The following is a 17,252-nucleotide window of genomic DNA, read 5'->3' on the forward strand; positions in this document are numbered from 1 at the left end:
CGAAGTTTGCTGAGTACCTAATAACTCACAAAAACTTGGTTGGGGGATACGATGAAAAAAATGCTACTCGCGTTCGGCATGGCCGGCGCTCTTTTTGGTGGTTCTGTTGCATGGGCTGAAGAAGCTGCAACAGCAACAACACCAACAGAAGAAATTGTGCTTGTTGAAGAAGCAGGCGATACAACACTAAATATAACAGAGACTACAGCAGTCATTGCTGAAGCAGCGCCAGTCGAAGCCGTAATACCTGCAGAAGAAGAACCAACGCTAGATACTGGTGATACCGCCTGGATTTTAACCTCGACCGCTCTGGTTTTATTGATGACCATTCCTGGTTTGGCGCTATTTTATGGCGGTATGGTCCGCAAGAAAAATGTCCTGGCGACCATGGCACATAGCTTTGTTGCTGCTGCAGTGGTCAGTATTGCCTGGGTCATTATTGGTTATACCCTCGCTTTCGGGGAAGGCAATGCCTTTATAGGTAGCCTGGATAAATTCATGTTAGCGGGAATCACCACAGAAGCACTTTCGGGCACGATTCCTGAAATCCTATTCGTGATTTTCCAAATGACTTTTGCCATTATTACGGTTGCCATCATTAGCGGTTCGATTGCAGAACGTATGAAATTTGGTGCTTTCGTTGCTTTCATCGCACTTTGGGTGGTGATTGTCTATGCCCCAATTACCCACTGGGTGTGGGGTGGCGGCTGGTTAGGTAACGATGGCGCGCTTGATTTTGCCGGTGGTACAGTCGTACATATCAACTCAGGTGTTGCTGGTCTGGTAGCGGCATATATGCTGGGCAAACGTATGGGCTTGGGCCGTGAATCTATGGCACCACATAACTTGACCCTTACAGTGATCGGTGCATCTTTGCTCTGGGTAGGCTGGTTCGGTTTCAATGGTGGTTCTGCACTAGGTGCAAACGGTTCTGCAGGTTATGCCTTGATCGTGACTCAAGTGGCAGCAGCAGCAGCAGCTATCTCTTGGTTAATTACTGAAAAACTGGTGCGTGGTAAAGCTTCTGTACTGGGTGGTGTATCAGGTGCAGTTGCAGGTCTGGTCGTAATTACTCCTGCTGCAGGTTTTGTGACCGTAGGCGGTGCGCTGGCGATGGGTCTGATCGGTGGTGTGGTGTGTTTCTGGGGGATTACGGCACTGAAACGCGCATTGAAAGCCGATGATTCTTTGGATGCTTTTGGCCTGCATGGCGTAGGTGGTATTGTAGGTGCGATTTTAACAGCCTTCTTTGCCAGCGAATTCATCATGGGTGACAATGCCCCTGCCAATGTTATGCATCAGCTGTGGGTGCAAGTGGAAGGTGTACTGGCGACAATCGCTTATTCTGCAATCATGACCTTCATTATCCTGAAAGTCATCGACTTGATCATTGGAATCCGTGTGACATCTGATGATGAGCGTATGGGGCTGGATTTGAGCCAACATGGCGAACGTGTCGAATAATAATAACTATCTCATAATCAATATATAGTATAAAACAGCCCGAATGGGCTGTTTTTTTTCTATATGTTGCGTAAAGCTCTACAAAGTTTGTAATTTTTGCTACACTCGGAAATCATCTGGATTTGCTCAATTAAACCGCTATGCATTGCCCATTTTGCAATACTGCAGACAGTAAAGTGATTGATTCACGCCTGGCAGCTGAAGGCTGTCAGATTCGTCGTCGTCGTGAATGTGTCAGTTGTAATGAACGCTTCACTACCTTTGAAAGTTATGAAGTGGTGATGCCACGTGTCATCAAGTCAGATGGCAAGAATGAGCCTTTCGATGAAGCCAAACTACGTCGCTCCCTGATGCATGCCTTGCAAAAACGCCCGGTGACCCAGGAACAGATTGAAACCGTGCTAAGTGATATCCAGCTACAGATTCGCCGTCTGGGTGAGCGTGACGTGAAATCACGTACCATCGGTGAAATCGTGATGCAGTCTTTATTTGCTCTGGATCATGTTGCCTATGTACGTTTTGCCTCGGTCTATCAGGATTTTCAGGATGTCGAAGCTTTTCGTCATCAGATTGAACAGATGCAACAACGAGAATTACACGAATAAACATGGCTGAATTGAATCAAGATCGAGTCTGGATGCAGCGTGCCATTGAATTGGCTCGTCAAGGGCAATATTCCACCAAACCGAATCCGAATGTCGGCTGTGTCATTGTTAAAGATGGCATCGTGATTGGTGAAGGCTTTCATCCCCAAGCCGGCCAGTCACATGCTGAAGTCTTTGCGCTGCGTCAGGCCGGTGAACAGGCACGTGGTGCAACCGCTTATGTGACTTTAGAACCTTGTGCGCATTATGGCCGGACCCCGCCTTGTGCCAAGGGTCTGGTTGAAGCAGGTGTGGCTAAAGTTGTTGTGGCCTGTCCTGATCCCAATCCGCTGGTGGCCGGCAAGGGCGTACAGATCCTGAAAGATGCGGGCATTGAGATAGACGTTGGCATTTGTGAGGATGAAGCGCATCAGCTGAATCAAGGTTTCCTGAAGGCTATGGCAACCGGCCAACCTTATGTGCGTTTAAAAATTGCCTCAAGCCTGGATGGCCGTACCGCGATGGCATCGGGTGAATCAAAATGGATTACCGGTGTGGAAGCACGTCAGGATGTACAGCACTGGCGTGCGATTTCAGGCGCGGTGATCACCGGGATTGATACGGTTCTTGCGGATGACTGTGAACTGAATGTGCGTCAACTGGACGGGATTGAAGATATCAAGACCGTGGTGCAACCAAAACGGATTATTCTGGACCGTCAGGGGCGTTTACCACTCAACGCAAAAATTTTAGCGCAAGCCGACACCGTGATGGTGATGGGGCCATTTCGTCAGGAGCTTGCAGAACTGGGTGTGCTACACTTGCCGGTACAGCCTTTAGCAGAATTATTAAAGCAACTGGTTCAGCAACATCAGATTTATGATGTGTTGGTGGAAGCAGGAGCCACTTTATCTACGGCATTTTTACAACAAAAATTGGTTGATGAACTGATCAGTTACGTTGCACCAACCTTATTAGGCCAGTCTGCGCGTACCATGTTTAATGCAGAATTCAGCCTTATGGCCGAACAACTCCGATTTAAGCTGCGCGATGTGACTCGCTTGGGTGATGACGTGCGCTTCAGGCTAATTCCTTTTCAAGAGACACTATGAGTTCAGAGCCTACGGTTTATCATAAACGTCGCCATGCGGCGCGTACCACCGATGAATATCTTTTCCATCAACTGGTTCCTTATCTGGGCAATAAGCGCCGTTTACTGCATTTGATTCTGGAAGCTCTAGAGAGTACAGGAACCCTGAAACGTAGCGATGGCCGTGCGCCGATCTTTGCTGATTTTTTTGCCGGTTCAGGTGTGGTTTCACGTTTGGCCCGCCAGAATGGTTATCGCGTCATTGCCAATGACTGGGAACCGTATAGCCATGCGTTAAATCATGCGGTACTGGCCTGTACGGAAGCACCGGCTTTTAAAGAACTTGGGGGCTATCAGAAAGCCATTGACTACCTGAACCGTCTGCCGGAAGTTAAAGGCTGGGTGACGCATAACCTGTGTCCGCGTAATGATGAAATCTATGATCCAGCGCGTGACCGTTTGTTCTTCAAGCGTCGTAACGGCATGCGTATTGATGCGATTCGTCAGCAGATTGCCGCCTGGCAGGCCCAAGGTGCAATTGATGATGTGGAAATGTCTGCCTTGCTGGCCCCTTTGCTGTATTCCGCCAGTTTTGTCAGCAATACGTCTGGTGTTTTCAAAAGCTTCCACCATGGCTGGGGCGGGAAAACCCAAACTGCGCTGGAACGGATTGAATCATTGCTGTGGCTAACGCCAAGCCGTTTTTGCGAGTCGGATCAGAAAAAGGGAATGGCCGCAGAAATGTGGTGTGTTGATGCCCAGCATCTGGCCAATCAGATGAGCGGTTTTGAAGTAGACGTGGCTTATCTGGATCCACCGTATAATCAGCATGCGTATAGCAGTAATTATCATGTGCTGAATGCGCTGACCTTATGGGATCAAGCCGATTTGCCAACCCCGGACACCAAAGGCTTTAAGAGCGGAATTGACCGGGCATGGCGTAAAGAGCGACCGAGCCAGTACAACTCTTCTAAATATGCCAAAGAAGCCTACGAGAGCCTGCTGGCCACCATCAACGCGCGCTTTATTCTGACCAGTTATTCAACCGACGGGAATATCAGCGCCACCGATTTATTACAGGCCAACCTGAAACGTGGCCGGGTCAGCTTACTGACCCAGGATGTACCGCGTTATCGTGTTAGTAAACAGCGTCAGTCCGAACGTGCCCGGGTACTGGAATTTATTGTGATTACGGATACGCATGCCAAGTCCGGTCCGCCAATCCGCCAGTTACTCAGCCAGTTGCATCATTATGCAGAATTGGGCGGTGTGGATACGACCGGCGTTAGTACCCAGCTGGCTCTCTGGTAAAAGAAATTTAAAGGAAATAAAAATGTTTACAGGTATTATCGAAAGCCTCGGCAAAGTCGAAAGTCTGCAAAGCGTTGGCGGTGATGTACGTTTGCGGATCCAGACCGATCTGGACATGTCCGATGTACATTTGGGTGATTCTATTGCGACCAACGGTATTTGCCTTACAGTCATTGACTGGGGCGAGAACTGGTATGCGGCTGATGTTTCCCGTGAAAGCCTGAACCGGACTACACTGGGTAACTGGAAAGCAGGCCAGCCTGTCAATGTCGAAAAAGCCATGTTGCCGACTACGCGTTTTGGCGGTCATATTGTGTCAGGTCATGTGGATGCAGTCGGCGAAATCACGCTGGTTCGTGAAGACGCCCGCTCGATTTATTATGAAGTGACGGCACCGGCCGAAATTGCCAAATACCTGGCAGAAAAAGGCTCGGTTACAGTCGATGGCATCAGTCTGACGATTAATCATTTGCGTGGCAGTGTCATTAGTCTCAACCTGATTCCGCATACAGCGGAGCGGACCAATATCGGTACCTGGAAGGTGGGAACCAAGGTCAACCTGGAAGTTGATGTACTGGCACGTTATATCGAACGTTTATTGCTGGGTGATAAAGCAGCTGAAACCACTGAACAATCGAAAATCAGCATGGATTTTCTGGCTGAAAACGGTTTCTTAAAATAAGAAAAATGCTGATTTACTAAACAGTCTGATTGAAAAATTAGACTGTTTTTTTATTTTTCGGGATAATCAGCAGTTCAACTTGCAAATATTGCCTGGGTGGACGGGTCGAATGCTCGATTTTTTACTTAACTTGGAACAGTCATTGCCGCTATTGCTCGATCAATACGGGGTATGGATTTATGCAATTCTGTTTCTGGTGATTTTTGCAGAAACCGGTTCTGTATTTTTCTTTTTTCTGCCGGGTGACAGCTTGTTACTGGCTGTGGGAGCGTTATGCGCCAGCAGTGATATCGTGACCTTGCATTCCATGGGGTTGTTGCTATTTACTGCTACAGTGCTGGGTTATAGCGTGAATTATTACACTGGGAAAGTTCTCGGTTTAAAATATTTCAATCAGCATTCACGTTTTTTTAAGCCAGAATATATGGTGAAAACCAATCACTATTTTATGAAACATGGTGGTAAAACTATCGTGATTGCGCGCTTTATTCCCTTTGTTCGCTCATTTGGCCCTTTTGCTGCAGGATCGGCCCATATGAGTTTTGCCACATTCAGCTTCTATAATATTGTGGGGGGTATACTCTGGATTGGCACTTTATTAAGTATTGGTTATCTGCTCGGAAATGCCGCCTTTATGCTGGCCGACTTTTTCTAGGATAAAACTAAAAAAGCCCGAATGTTCGGGCTTTTTATGTGAAAGGATGATCTAACTATTGCGTGGCTGCTCAGAAAATTCAGAGTTTTGAATGATATACTCAATTTCTTCTTTGGCTGCAGCACGCATTTTCTCTCTGAGTGCATTGACAGTTTGCTCAATCACCGCTTCTGCCTCAAGTTCCAGACGTAAACGCACACTTTCTAATTCGGATAAAATGTTCTGGTCCTCAATCTGGATGCGGCCTTTGGCAAAGTCAAAAGTATGCTCAGGGTTTTTCCGAAAGCGGTCAACATAGTGCTGCACTTCAGTCTTTAGATGCATATTCATTTCAGCAAGCATTTGGTTCTGTTCGCTCAATTTTCGCTGTTCTTCAAGACGTAGCTGTTCTAGATAGGCTTGTTCTTCGGCACGCTTTTCGGCCAGAGCTTTTTCGAGCGCGAGCTGTTTGCGAATACGGGCTTCTTCAATCAATTCGGCCTTGCGCTGCGCATAGGCTGCTTCAATCTTGCGTTCAGATTCCTGCTGCAAGCGCTGCTCACGACTCTGCCATTCCTCCAAAGACGTTTCAGGTTTTAAAATATCGCAGATACGAGAGAGGTCATCGATAAAGGTCTGACGTACAGCTTCCGGCACATTTAACCAGCGCTGTTTAAAATCGGGACCTACATTTAATGCCACGTGCCTCTCCTTATGAATAATATCGGTTAAAGCTTATGGGTGTTTGGCTCAATGCCTAAACGACGATACTGTTTGAATTTTTCACGGCCCTGCTGTTTAGCCGTTTCTTGGTTTTCAATAATCTCAATAATGTGACTAAATTTCGCGTAAGGTTCAAGTGCTTCCGGATTAAAATTGAAAATAATCCAGTCAGACTCTTCAGGTAGCCTTGCCGAAATACAGACCGTGGCCTGAGGCTGGTCAATGCCATGGGGAATAAAACTGCCTGGATCAAAGCTCCACAGGCGTTCATCCAGCTGTTGCTGCAATTCGGCATTAGCACACAGTAACCAGATCCGCGCCGGCTGGCGCAGAATCTTGCGGCATAAACGGCAAGCGCTGTCCACTTGCCGTTCAGGGCTTTTTTCAAATAAATAAAAGCTGACTTTAGCCATTCGACTGAACGCGGTTGGCTAGGAATTGCATCAATAGTGGGACAGGACGGCCGGTTGCACCTTTATTGGTACCTGAGTTCCATGCCGTACCTGCAACATCCAGATGTGCCCAGCGATATTCACGGGTAAAACGTTGTAAGAAGCAGGCAGCAGTCACAGAACCGGCTTTTGGACCACCGATATTGCCAATATCTGCAAATAGTGAGTCAAGCTGTTCCTGATAGTCTTCCAGTACCGGCATACGCCATACCCGGTCAAACGAATCTTGACCGGCAGTTTCCAGCTCTGCTGCCAGTTTATCATCTGGTGTGAACATACCGGTTAGCACTGAACCTAAAGCGACCACACAAGCACCAGTTAAAGTTGCAATATCAATCACTAAAGCAGGATTGAAACGTTTTACATAAGTCAGGGTGTCGCATAGCACCAGACGGCCTTCGGCATCGGTATTCAGGATTTCGACGGTCTGACCACTCATTGTGGTCACGATATCGCCAGGACGGGTGGCTTTGCCTGAAGGCATATTCTCTGCTGCAGCAATGGTACCTATGACATGCAATGGTAAGCGGGACTCACACAATGCACGCATCGTGCCGAGCACAGAGGCTGCACCGCACATGTCGTATTTCATTTCGTCCATGCCTGCGCCTGGTTTGAGAGAAATACCGCCGGTATCAAACGTAATGCCTTTACCTACCAGCACGACCGGTGCTTCGCTACGCTCTGACTGATACTCTATGCTGATAATACGGCCCGGACGCTCTGAACCCTTACTTACTGCAAGGAAGGCACCCATGCCTAAATCTGCCATCTGCTGTTCGTCCAGCACCGTGACTTTAAGCAGGTCTGGATATTCAGCGGCCAAAGCCACCGCCTGTTCTGCAAGATATTCAGGGAAACAGATATTGCCTGGACGGTTACCTAGGTCACGTGCCAAGTTTTGTCCGTTCTGCACTGCTTGTACCAGTTGCAACTGTTCGGTAGTTAATACGCTATGGGTGGCAATCAGGTCGATCTGCTCAAGTACAAATTCATTTTTCTTGGATTTGTATTCATCATAACCATAGCTGGCCTGAGTTAGAAACAGGGCAAACAGATAATGGAATTCTTGTGGAAGCTGGTTCAGGTCTACAGAAATCTGTTTGAATTTTTTTTGAGTGGCCTGAATAATAGTCTGTGCGATTTTTGCAAGTTTGGCCGGTTGCAGTTCAGCAACTTTGCCCAAGCCGATCAGTGCGGCATGGCTAGACTGACTTACCTGACCAATTAGGCTCAGGCTTTCGGCCAATGCTGCCTTGAATTGAGAGGCTTCAATTAATGTGTCTAAATTATTGATTTGATAGGTTGCTGTTGTATTCTGAAGCTGTTCTGAGTCAACTAAAATCAACAAAGATTGACTTGATCCATTCTCTGGGAATGACGTATTAATTGTAAGTTTCATATTCTGTTTTCACGCCTGTCTAGATTGGTAAATCATTCAGTCATTGAAACATTTATCTGAATAGATTTTCAATGGGCTGAGCGGCTTAGGTTTTATATTTTTGCTATTCGGGTAAACTAGCACTCGTTTTATAGACCTTATTTTGGAAGAATTAATTTGATTATTCGGCGTTATCTGGTCAAGCAAGTTATCTCGACATCCTTGGTGGTGATTGCCTTATTGACTTTGATCATGATGGGTGGTCGACTGATCAAGTATTTTGGGGTCGCTGCACAAGGCCGTCTGGATGCAGGCATTCTATTTAGCATTATTGGCTACCGGCTGCCTGAATTCTTGACCCTGATTCTTCCACTCGGTTTCTTTATTGGACTGATGCTGGTTTTTGGCCGTTTATATGTCGATCATGAAATGGCCGTCCTGAATGGTAGTGGTGTCAGCCGGCATCAACTGGCGCGCTTGCTAGTGCCGATGACCCTGGTATTTTTGATTGCTCAGGCGGGACTCATGCTTTGGGCTGCACCTTGGGGAATACGCCAGTTTGAAGCCCTGACCACCAGTCAGGCGGTACGTACCGGTTTTGATCTGGTACGACCCAAAGAATTTATCTCTTCCGGACCCTATACCATTTATGCGGGTGACCTGTCTGAAGACCGTAAAAACTTAAAAGATATATTCTTCTATCAGCGTGCGCAAAAAGAAGGCAAGCCGGATGTGATGATTCTGGCACAGGAAGCGACCCGAATCGAAATACCAAATGATGCTGCCAATGTGGTAGATCTGGTCCAGGGGCGCCGTTATGAGATTTATCCGGGTACACCGCAGTATACTCAAGCTGAATTTGAAAGTTATCGTCTGCGCCTGGAAAGTAATGAAGAAGTAGAGTTTGCCAGTACTGACGTTGAAGCCTTGCCGACTTCGCAATTATGGAAGAACCGTCAGGATCCTGTGGTGGCCAGTGAACTGGGCTGGCGGGTGTTTGTGCCTTTTGCCATTTTGATTGCCCTGATCTTGGCTGTGGCCTTATCTGAGGTAAGTCCACGACAGGGTCGTTATCTTAAGTTATTTCCTGCCCTCATGATCTTTGCCAGCCTGATCGTCGCCCTGATGGCGATCAAAACCCGGGTCAGCAAGGCGGAAATGGGCATTTGGGCTTATCCATTGGTCCTGATCATATATGCCATAGCCGGTGCATTGTTCTCACGTAAACAGAATTTGGCGCCAAAAATTAAAAAACGGATTCAGCGAGTGAGGTCTTAACAATGTTAGCACGTCGTATAGTTGCCAAACATGTGACCGGAACCACCGCGCTGGCGATGCTTGGGGCAACCGCTGTTCTTTCAGGTCTGCAGGTCTTATTTACGTATTTAGGTGAATTGGGTTCCCTGAAAGAAGGCTATGGCGCCTGGGATGCCTTGAAATATGTACTCTGGGAAGCGCCGAAATATTTGTATGAAATCCTGCCGATTTCTGCACTGATTGGTGCAGTATTGGGACTGGGCACATTAGCTTCGAATAGTGAGCTGATCGTGATGCGTTCGGTGGGTGTAAGCTTATGGCGTATAGTCGGCTGGGTCATCCGTTCAGCATTGCTATTGGTCGTATTATCGTTTGCCCTGAGCGAGTGGGTGATTCCATATACCAATGAACAGGCCAAAGCAGTCAAAAGCTATAACAAGCCAGTCAAAATTGGTGAAGTGAAAGGTTACTGGACGCGTGAGGGTAATCGCTTTATCTATATTGATTATGCCAACGCCAAGGGCCAGCTGAAAAATGTACAGATGCTGGACTTTGATGACAATTACCGACTGCGGGGTACTCTGGATGCCAAGCAGGGTGAATTCGTCAAAGATGGGGCTTGGAAACTAGATAGCACAGAACAGTTTGATATTTTACAAAACGGCAATGCGACACTGGTACAGCATGATGAGCAACCACTGGCTTTGGCTTTGCAGCCGAAATATGTGCATATGGTCACGATTGATCCGGAAGATTTATCACCAAGTCAGTTAGTGAGCTTTATGAGCTATATGCATGAATATAGTCAGGTACCTAAAACCTATCAGCTGGCCTTCTGGCAGAAAGTCGGTTCGCCATTTGCCCTGATTGCGCTGGTAGTGATTGCCTGTTCATTTATCTTTGGGCCATTGCGTCAGCAATCGATGGGCTTCCGTTTGGTGATTGCGTTATTCGCAGGGTTAGGCTTCTTCTATCTGCAGGATTTTCTCGGCTATGCCAGTCTGATTTATGCACCCTCACCAGCCTGGTTCGTATTTATTCCCATTCTGATCATGTTTGGTATCGGGGGATATCTGCTGCATCGGGCACGCTAAATCACAGGGAAATAGAACAAATCAATCATCATGAGAGGCCTAAACCATACCCGGGTCATGGCCTCTTTTTATAAACTTCGCTAAAATAGAGCGATTAATTCGTAGACGAACAGAGTATTTCATTATGACGGATGCAACTGCTGGCAAAATCCCTCACGTTTTGGTGATTATGGATGGTGTGGGTCATCGCGAAGCGGTCGAAGACAATGCGTTTTTAGCAGCTAAACGACCAAATTTAACTGCAATGCAGAACAAGCATCCACATGGTTTGATCTCGGGTTCAGGTGAAGATGTTGGCCTGCCGGATGGCCAGATGGGTAACTCGGAAGTCGGACATATGAACCTCGGTGCAGGCCGTGTGCTGTATCAGGACTTTACCCGAATTACCAAAGACATTCGTACAGGTGACTTCTTTGAACATGAAGTGCTGGTCGATGCAGTAGAGAAAGCCAAAGCTGCAGGTGGGGCAGTACATTTGCTTGGCCTTTTGTCTGAAGGCGGTGTGCACTCACATGAAGATCATATCGTGGCGATGGCAGAGCTCGCACTGAAACGTGGTGCCAAAGTCTATTTACATGCATTTTTAGATGGTCGTGATACACCGCCTAAAAGCGCACAGCCTTCATTAGAAAAACTCGATGCACTATTTGCGCAATATCCAGGTCAAGGTCGTATTGCGACCATGATCGGCCGTTATTTTGCCATGGACCGTGACAATCGCTGGGATCGTGTTGAACAGGCCTATCGTTTGCTGACTGAAGGTGAAGCGGTTCGTAACACAGCAACTGCAGTCGAAGGTCTGGAACAGGCCTATGCAGCTGGTGAGTCGGATGAGTTTGTCAAAGCGACCCGTATTGGCGAGCTGGCAAAAATTCAGGATGGCGATAGCGTGGTGTTCATGAACTTCCGTGCTGACCGTGCCCGTGAATTGACCCGCGCATTTGTGGAAAAAGACTTTGCCGGTTTTGAACGTAAAGTGGTGCCAAATCTGGCGAAGTTTGTCATGCTGACGCGTTATCAAGCCACGATTGATGCACCTGTGGCGTATATGCCTGAAGCATTGGTCAACTCGATTGGCGAATACCTGTCAAACCTGGGCAAAACCCAGCTGCGTATTGCGGAAACAGAAAAGTATGCCCATGTGACTTTCTTCTTCAGTGGCGGTCGTGAAGACGAATATCCGGGTGAGAAACGTATCCTGATTCCATCGCCAAACGTAGCCACTTATGACCTTAAACCGGAAATGAGTGCTTATGAAGTGACTGATGAACTGGTTGCTGCGATCAATTCAGGTGAATTTGACCTGCTGGTGGTGAACTATGCCAATGGGGATATGGTCGGCCATACTGGCGTATTCGATGCTGCGGTAAAAGCAGTTGAAGCGGTTGATACCTGTTTGGGTAGGGTTTACGAAGCCGTGATGGCGCAAAAAGGTCATATGATTGTGACTGCCGATCATGGTAACGTTGAGCAGATGCAGGACTACCACAGTGGTCAGGTACATACCCAGCATACGACTGAATTGGTTCCATTTATTTATGTCGGCCCAACTCAGGCCACAATCGTGGAAGGTGGGGTGCTGGCAGATGTCGCACCGACTTTATTAAGCCTGATGCAAGTTCCGGTACCGGCTGAAATGCAGGGCCGTAACCTGATTCAGCTTGATGCATAATCTTTAATAAAATTCTGAAAAGGTAAAAGAATGACAAGAACACGCTGGAAGTCTGTCGTAATACTATGCTTACTGATGTGTTTGAGTCATTCAGCCTGGAGTGCCGGCTCCGACGAGCCGGCATTCGATGATATGGAAATGAATGGACAGGTGTATTCTGAAATTCCTGTGGCTTCCATTCAGGAATTCGTACAAATTTATGGCATTGTAAAAGACAATTATATTCAAGATAAAAATGACGATGCCTTGTTTCAGCAGGCCATTCAGGGCTTGGTCAGTGGCCTGGACCGCTATTCCCGTTATTTGTCTCCTGAAGATTATAAACAGCTGCGTGAATATACCGAAGGAGAGCTGGCCAGCATTGATTTCGACCTGCAGTTTGATCCACGACTGAAGCAATGGGTGATTCGAGGTCTGAGTGACGACGCCGATTCAGCCAAACAGGGTCTGCGAAATGGTGTCACCGTTTATAAAATTGACGATCAGGTATTAAGCAGCCTGAATCAGGTGCAGGTCCGGCAATTACTCAGTGGAGCAGTTGGCTCTACGCTCACGGTTCAGCTTTCTCCCCAAAGTCCGGCCTTTCGTCTGGTACGCAATACCAAGCTGGATACCGAAATTAAATCGAGCTTGCACAATAATCAGGTCCTGGTTTTACAGGTTAAAGTTTTTCAGCAAGATACTGCCAATGAAATCAAACGACTGATTGAAAGTTATTCGGATAAACGCTTAAAAGCCGTATTATTTGATCTGCGCAATAACCCGGGGGGCTTACTCTCTGCAGCAGTGGAATCTGCCGATTTATTTTTGAATCAGGGCGTGATTGTATCGACCAAAAGCCGGGCTGAAGGTAACCAGCAATTTCAGGCCTTGCCGAGTTTTGAGTTTCAGAATCTAAAAGTTGGGGTGCTGATTAATAACCGCTCGGCTTCTGCAGCAGAAGTCTTTACTGCCGCCTTAAAAGAGCATAACCGTGCCTGGGTAGTGGGTGAAAAAAGCTATGGCAAAGGGGTGGTACAAAAACTCTTTCCTTTAAGCAACGGTTCGGCTCTACAGATGACCGTATCGCAATACTTTAGCCCGAGCGGGCAGATGATTGAAGGACGGGGAATACAGCCGCATTTCAATTATCCATTCAAGCAGGAGATGCGTGAGGAGAGCTATCTGGACCATGTCACAGACTTGCTGCTCCAGCAAAAATAATTATTCGTCTTCTTCAGTATCGAGTCCGAACTTTTTTAAACGATAGCGCAGGGAACGGAACGACATGCCGAGTTTCTTGGCGGCCAGTGTCCGGTTCCAGTGGGTCATATTCAGCGCATTCAGTAAAATTTCTTTTTCTACCTTTTCCAGATATAGCTCCAATCCTTCTTCAGGCAGCTTTCTAGGGGCAATCAGGGTTTCGGTCGCAATGATCTCGCTCGTAAGTGTATTTATCTCCTGAGAGCTGTTTAGTGCCTGACGTAGGGGTGCACTCTGCAGATGCTGAAGATCAATCCGTTCTTCATCACTCAAGGTAATTGCACGTTCCATAATATTACGCAATTCACGTACATTACCGGGGTAATATTGCCCCAATAAAAACTCTTTACTGCGTTCAGTCAGTTTTTTATTGGGAATTCCCCATTCTTGGCAAATTTTCTGAATAAAGTGTTCAGCCAGTAACAGAATGTCCTGGCCGCGTTCGCGCAGCGGCGGTAAAGTCAGATCCATGACATGAATACGGAAATATAAATCCTGACGGAATTTTCCCTGTTGCACCAGGGCTTCCAGATCCTGATGGGTAGCACTGATCACGCGGAAATCCACATCAATTTCGGTATCTGAACCGAGTGGACGAATACGTTTTTCCTGTACGGCACGTAACAGTTTGACCTGCATGGAAAGTGGCAGTTCTGCAATTTCATCCAGAAACAGGCTGCCGCCATGTGCAGATTGAATCAGGCCCTGTTTGTCCTGCGCAGCGCCGGTAAAGCTGCCTTTTTTATGTCCAAACAGTTCGCTTTCCATCAGTTCAGTCGGAATGGCACCACAGTTGATTGCAATAAAAGGCCCTTCATTGCGGTTGCTCAGGCGGTGGACCAGATTGGCCACGACTTCCTTGCCAGTGCCGGATTCACCCGTAATAAAAACCGGTGCCTGGGATCGGGCAATTTTTTGTAAGGTAATACGTAATTGCTGAATCGGCAGGGATTGTCCAATCAGCATTTTATGTTCGAGCGCTTCATTCGGATTATTATGCGAATAATCTACCGGTTTATTCAGGGCCTTTTGGAGTAGCTGTTCCAGGTGTTTCTGGTTAACCGGTTTACTGACAAAATCAAAAGCCCCTGCTTTGAGTGCAGCAATGGCAATTTCCATGTTGCCATAGGCAGTCAGGACCGCGACCGGAACTGCGGGATAGAGCTTACCAATCCAGTCCACTAATTCCAGACCATTGCCGTCGGGCAGGTTCAGGTCAGTCAGGCAGGCATCATATTGATGATTGGCAAGATATTTTTTAGCATCTTCTAGTCGATGAGTAATGTGGGTACGAATTCCCATACGCAGTAGTGACATTTGCATGAGGGTACATAAATCTTCCTCATCATCCACCAAGAGTACTAGTGGTTGTTGTTCCCCATTCATCTTCCTTGACCCCTTTATAGCGTGATACGTTGACAGCTGATGCGAAAGCATGCGCCCTGTTCTTGTTGTATATAGTTTAATTGTGCCTGATTTGCTTCACAAAAACTATGTGATAAATACAGTCCTAATCCGGTACCGCTAATTGAAGTGCTAAAAAAGGGTTTAAACAGTAAGGCCTGGTCATGTACAGCCACGCCCGAGCCAAAATCTCGTATGTCAATCCAGACCCGATGTTCATAGGGATGCACATTCAGCTGAATATAGGCTGCATCTGCTGCATTGTGGCGAATGGCATTACGAATCAGGTTAATCAGGATTTGCCGGAACTGTGCTTCATCAAATTGAATCATGAGGGGGATATCAATATTAAATTGAATCTGATCGCGAATATCAGCCAGATCTTCCTGGATAAATAACGGGATAAATTCATTAAGATGAATCGGCACCGGATGGGTTTCTTTATTTTTGACCATATTCAGTGTGTCCTGAATAATCCGGTCAATCCGGGTGGCCTGTCGGCCAATCATCTGCTGGAGTAGCTGTTGCTGTTCAGTTTCCGAGTCCAGATATAAATCATTGGCCTGCACAATGGCTGCCAGGGGATTGCGAATTTCATGCGCAATACTGGCAGAGAGCTGACCTAAAGCAGCAAGTTTGAGCTGTTGCACCTGCTGATTCAGCTTTTTGGCATCCTGCAACACAAGCAGCATGAGGGTCTGGTGCGGTACAATCAGCTTTTGTACCTGCACATGAATGTTATAGCGACTTTGCTGGGATTCAAACTGAAAACGCTCACCATTTTCCAGCGTTTCAAACTGGATCAGTTCAAATAAATCAGGTTGTGAGTGGTATAGGGTAAACTTCTCATGACCATATTTGGATTCAATTCCCAGAAGATTGCAGGCGGCAGGATTGCTGAGTACCACATGATAGTTTTCATCCAGTACCAGATAGCCGGTTTCGATCTGTTCCAGAATATAGCGGTTGATATTCTGTAAGCGATACAGTTCTAGAGATTGAGAAAAGTTTAGATTTTCCAGAATCTGAAAACGGCGTACGGCAATTTGTCCGGTGCCATAAACCATAAAGAATAAAAAAGCCAGTAAGGCACTATTACTGATATTACTCAGCGAAGAAAATGCAAAAATGCTGCCGATAAAATGCTGGTAAATTACGCTGATAACAGCAACCAGCGTGACCACCAAGGCCTTTTTTGCATCCAATAATAAGGATGCAGAAAAGATGGTGATTACAAACAGCAGTCCGATCTGCAGATTAGGGCCATCACTGGCCAAGGTCAGCAAACTTAAAATGCAGACATCGCTAAAGAAAATCATGATCAGCTGCGGCTGGATCAGATGTCTGATCCATTTTAATGCAAACAGCTGTACAGTATTGATCGCTATCCCGACTCCCAGTGCATAATAATACAGCTGCGGATATTGGTAATCTGTATTCAGTTCGGGATAGGTCAGCAGAAAAATCAGCAGCAGACCAGTGCTGATCAGCAGGCGATAAGCGCTATACCAGATACCTAGATGGTATTGATTCAGTTCTGCATAGTTTTTTTGTTGTGCTATATGCACCATGATTCACCAAAGGCTAAGGTTTAATCAGCCCATAGCGCATGGCCAGATGAGTCAGTTTTACATCACTGTCAATATTCAGTTTTTCAAAAATACGGTAACGATAGGTATTCACGGTTTTAACACTGACAAAGAGTTTGTCGGCAATTTCCTGGGCGCTGATACAATTCACCACCATCATGGCCACTTGCATTTCCCGTTCTGAAAGTGCATCAAAAGGCGACTGTTGTGTATCGGAAAGGTAAGAACTGGCGAGCTGCTCGGCAATGTCGGCACTAAAATATTTGCCGCCTTGCATGACTTTATTAATCGCCCGTACCATTTCCGTAATGGGGGCACCCTTGGTGATATAGCCTTTGGCACCTGCTTTAAGAAGTAAAGAGGGATAAGGTTCTTCTGCCAGGCCACTGACCGCTAGTACTTTGGTTTCAGGCGCCGTCTGTAGCAGGCGGCGCGTAGTTTCTACGCCGCCAATACCCGGCATGTTGACATCTAATAGCACTACATTCGGATGATGTTGACGAACCAGAGAGATTGCTTCTTCACCAGATTCAGCCTGGCCAATTACCTGAACCTCCGCATGGTCTTCCAGCATTCTGCAAATTCCAGTACGTACTAATTCATGGTCGTCCACAACTAAAACTGTGATCACCTATACTCTCCCTCTATTAAAAAAATCATTTTTTTGTTACAT

At 46.8% G+C, this 17,252-nt stretch carries 16 protein-coding genes; 10 read left to right on the forward strand and 6 right to left on the reverse strand.

Annotation, left to right across the window (positions count from 1 at the left end; all coding sequences use genetic code 11):
* The first annotated feature begins 51 nt into the window (after positions 1–51).
* The 6 genes from VXP95_RS04365 (at position 52) to VXP95_RS04390 (ending at position 5,786) form a co-directional block, all read left to right on the forward strand.
* Positions 52–1,464, forward strand: coding sequence for an ammonium transporter (locus VXP95_RS04365; RefSeq protein WP_416711530.1), 1,413 nt, complete (start codon positions 52–54; stop codon positions 1,462–1,464).
* Positions 1,465–1,604: 140 nt separating this feature from the next.
* Positions 1,605–2,069 (forward strand): transcriptional regulator NrdR, encoded by a 465-nt coding sequence (nrdR, locus tag VXP95_RS04370; protein WP_064094673.1) that lies wholly within the window; start codon positions 1,605–1,607, stop codon positions 2,067–2,069.
* A 2-nt stretch (positions 2,070–2,071) separates the two neighbouring features.
* Positions 2,072–3,160 carry a bifunctional diaminohydroxyphosphoribosylaminopyrimidine deaminase/5-amino-6-(5-phosphoribosylamino)uracil reductase RibD gene (gene ribD, locus VXP95_RS04375; RefSeq protein WP_416711532.1) on the forward strand — a complete coding sequence of 363 codons (1,089 nt, stop codon included), beginning with the start codon at positions 2,072–2,074 and terminating at the stop codon, positions 3,158–3,160.
* The gene (locus tag VXP95_RS04380) at positions 3,157–4,449 is read left to right on the forward strand and encodes a DNA adenine methylase (protein ID WP_144723546.1); all 1,293 of its coding nucleotides are present in this window, start codon (positions 3,157–3,159) and stop codon (positions 4,447–4,449) included. The genes ribD and VXP95_RS04380 overlap by 4 nt, the downstream gene beginning before the upstream one ends.
* Before the next feature lie 22 nt (positions 4,450–4,471).
* Positions 4,472–5,131: a riboflavin synthase gene (locus VXP95_RS04385; RefSeq protein WP_416681684.1), complete on the forward strand. Its 660-nt coding sequence runs from the start codon at positions 4,472–4,474 to the stop codon at positions 5,129–5,131.
* 109 nt (positions 5,132–5,240) lie between these two features.
* On the forward strand, positions 5,241–5,786 hold the full coding sequence (locus tag VXP95_RS04390; protein WP_064094669.1) for a VTT domain-containing protein: 546 nt from the start codon (positions 5,241–5,243) through the stop codon (positions 5,784–5,786).
* Between the two features lie 51 nt (positions 5,787–5,837).
* Here VXP95_RS04390 and VXP95_RS04395 read toward each other — a convergent pair whose 3' ends face one another.
* The 3 genes from VXP95_RS04395 to VXP95_RS04405 are packed head-to-tail and all read right to left on the reverse strand — an operon-like array spanning position 5,838 to position 8,342.
* Positions 5,838–6,467, reverse strand: coding sequence for a hypothetical protein (locus tag VXP95_RS04395; RefSeq protein ID WP_416711533.1), 630 nt, complete (start codon positions 6,465–6,467; stop codon positions 5,838–5,840).
* 26 nt (positions 6,468–6,493) lie between these two features.
* A complete protein-coding gene (locus tag VXP95_RS04400) occupies positions 6,494–6,901 on the reverse strand; it encodes a DNA polymerase III subunit chi (protein ID WP_064094667.1) in 408 nt (135 codons plus the stop codon).
* Positions 6,894–8,342: a leucyl aminopeptidase gene (locus VXP95_RS04405; RefSeq protein ID WP_416711535.1), complete on the reverse strand. Its 1,449-nt coding sequence runs from the start codon at positions 8,340–8,342 to the stop codon at positions 6,894–6,896. Before VXP95_RS04405 ends, VXP95_RS04400 begins: the two co-directional genes overlap by 8 nt.
* Positions 8,343–8,498: 156 nt before the next feature.
* On the opposite strand from VXP95_RS04405, the gene lptF reads away from it, so the two are divergent.
* The 4 genes from lptF to VXP95_RS04425 all read left to right on the forward strand — a co-directional run bounded on the left by lptF (position 8,499) and on the right by VXP95_RS04425 (position 13,547).
* Entirely contained in the window at positions 8,499–9,599 is a 1,101-nt protein-coding gene (gene lptF / locus VXP95_RS04410; protein WP_416711537.1) for an LPS export ABC transporter permease LptF, read from the forward strand.
* A 2-nt stretch (positions 9,600–9,601) separates the two neighbouring features.
* A complete protein-coding gene (lptG, locus tag VXP95_RS04415; protein ID WP_416711539.1) occupies positions 9,602–10,672 on the forward strand; it encodes an LPS export ABC transporter permease LptG in 1,071 nt (356 codons plus the stop codon).
* 124 nt (positions 10,673–10,796) lie between these two features.
* Positions 10,797–12,344 carry a 2,3-bisphosphoglycerate-independent phosphoglycerate mutase gene (gene gpmI, locus VXP95_RS04420; protein ID WP_416681676.1) on the forward strand — a complete coding sequence of 516 codons (1,548 nt, stop codon included), beginning with the start codon at positions 10,797–10,799 and terminating at the stop codon, positions 12,342–12,344.
* Between the two features lie 30 nt (positions 12,345–12,374).
* Positions 12,375–13,547 (forward strand): S41 family peptidase, encoded by a 1,173-nt coding sequence (locus tag VXP95_RS04425; protein WP_416681673.1) that lies wholly within the window; start codon positions 12,375–12,377, stop codon positions 13,545–13,547.
* On the opposite strand, the gene VXP95_RS04430 is transcribed toward VXP95_RS04425, so the two are convergent.
* Genes VXP95_RS04430 through VXP95_RS04440 form a run of 3 tightly spaced genes read right to left on the reverse strand, consistent with a single transcriptional unit; the run spans position 13,548 to position 17,210 of the window.
* Entirely contained in the window at positions 13,548–14,972 is a 1,425-nt protein-coding gene (locus tag VXP95_RS04430) for a sigma-54-dependent transcriptional regulator (protein WP_064094661.1), read from the reverse strand.
* Between the two features lie 14 nt (positions 14,973–14,986).
* Positions 14,987–16,552: a sensor histidine kinase gene (locus VXP95_RS04435; protein WP_416681669.1), complete on the reverse strand. Its 1,566-nt coding sequence runs from the start codon at positions 16,550–16,552 to the stop codon at positions 14,987–14,989.
* A 22-nt stretch (positions 16,553–16,574) separates the two neighbouring features.
* Positions 16,575–17,210 (reverse strand): response regulator, encoded by a 636-nt coding sequence (locus tag VXP95_RS04440; RefSeq protein ID WP_064094660.1) that lies wholly within the window; start codon positions 17,208–17,210, stop codon positions 16,575–16,577.
* Positions 17,211–17,252: the final 42 nt, after the last annotated feature.

Origin of the sequence: Acinetobacter sp. 226 (assembly GCF_048147925.1) — a bacterium.
In the GTDB taxonomy this organism is placed as follows: Bacteria; Pseudomonadota; Gammaproteobacteria; order Pseudomonadales; family Moraxellaceae; genus Acinetobacter; species Acinetobacter pecorum.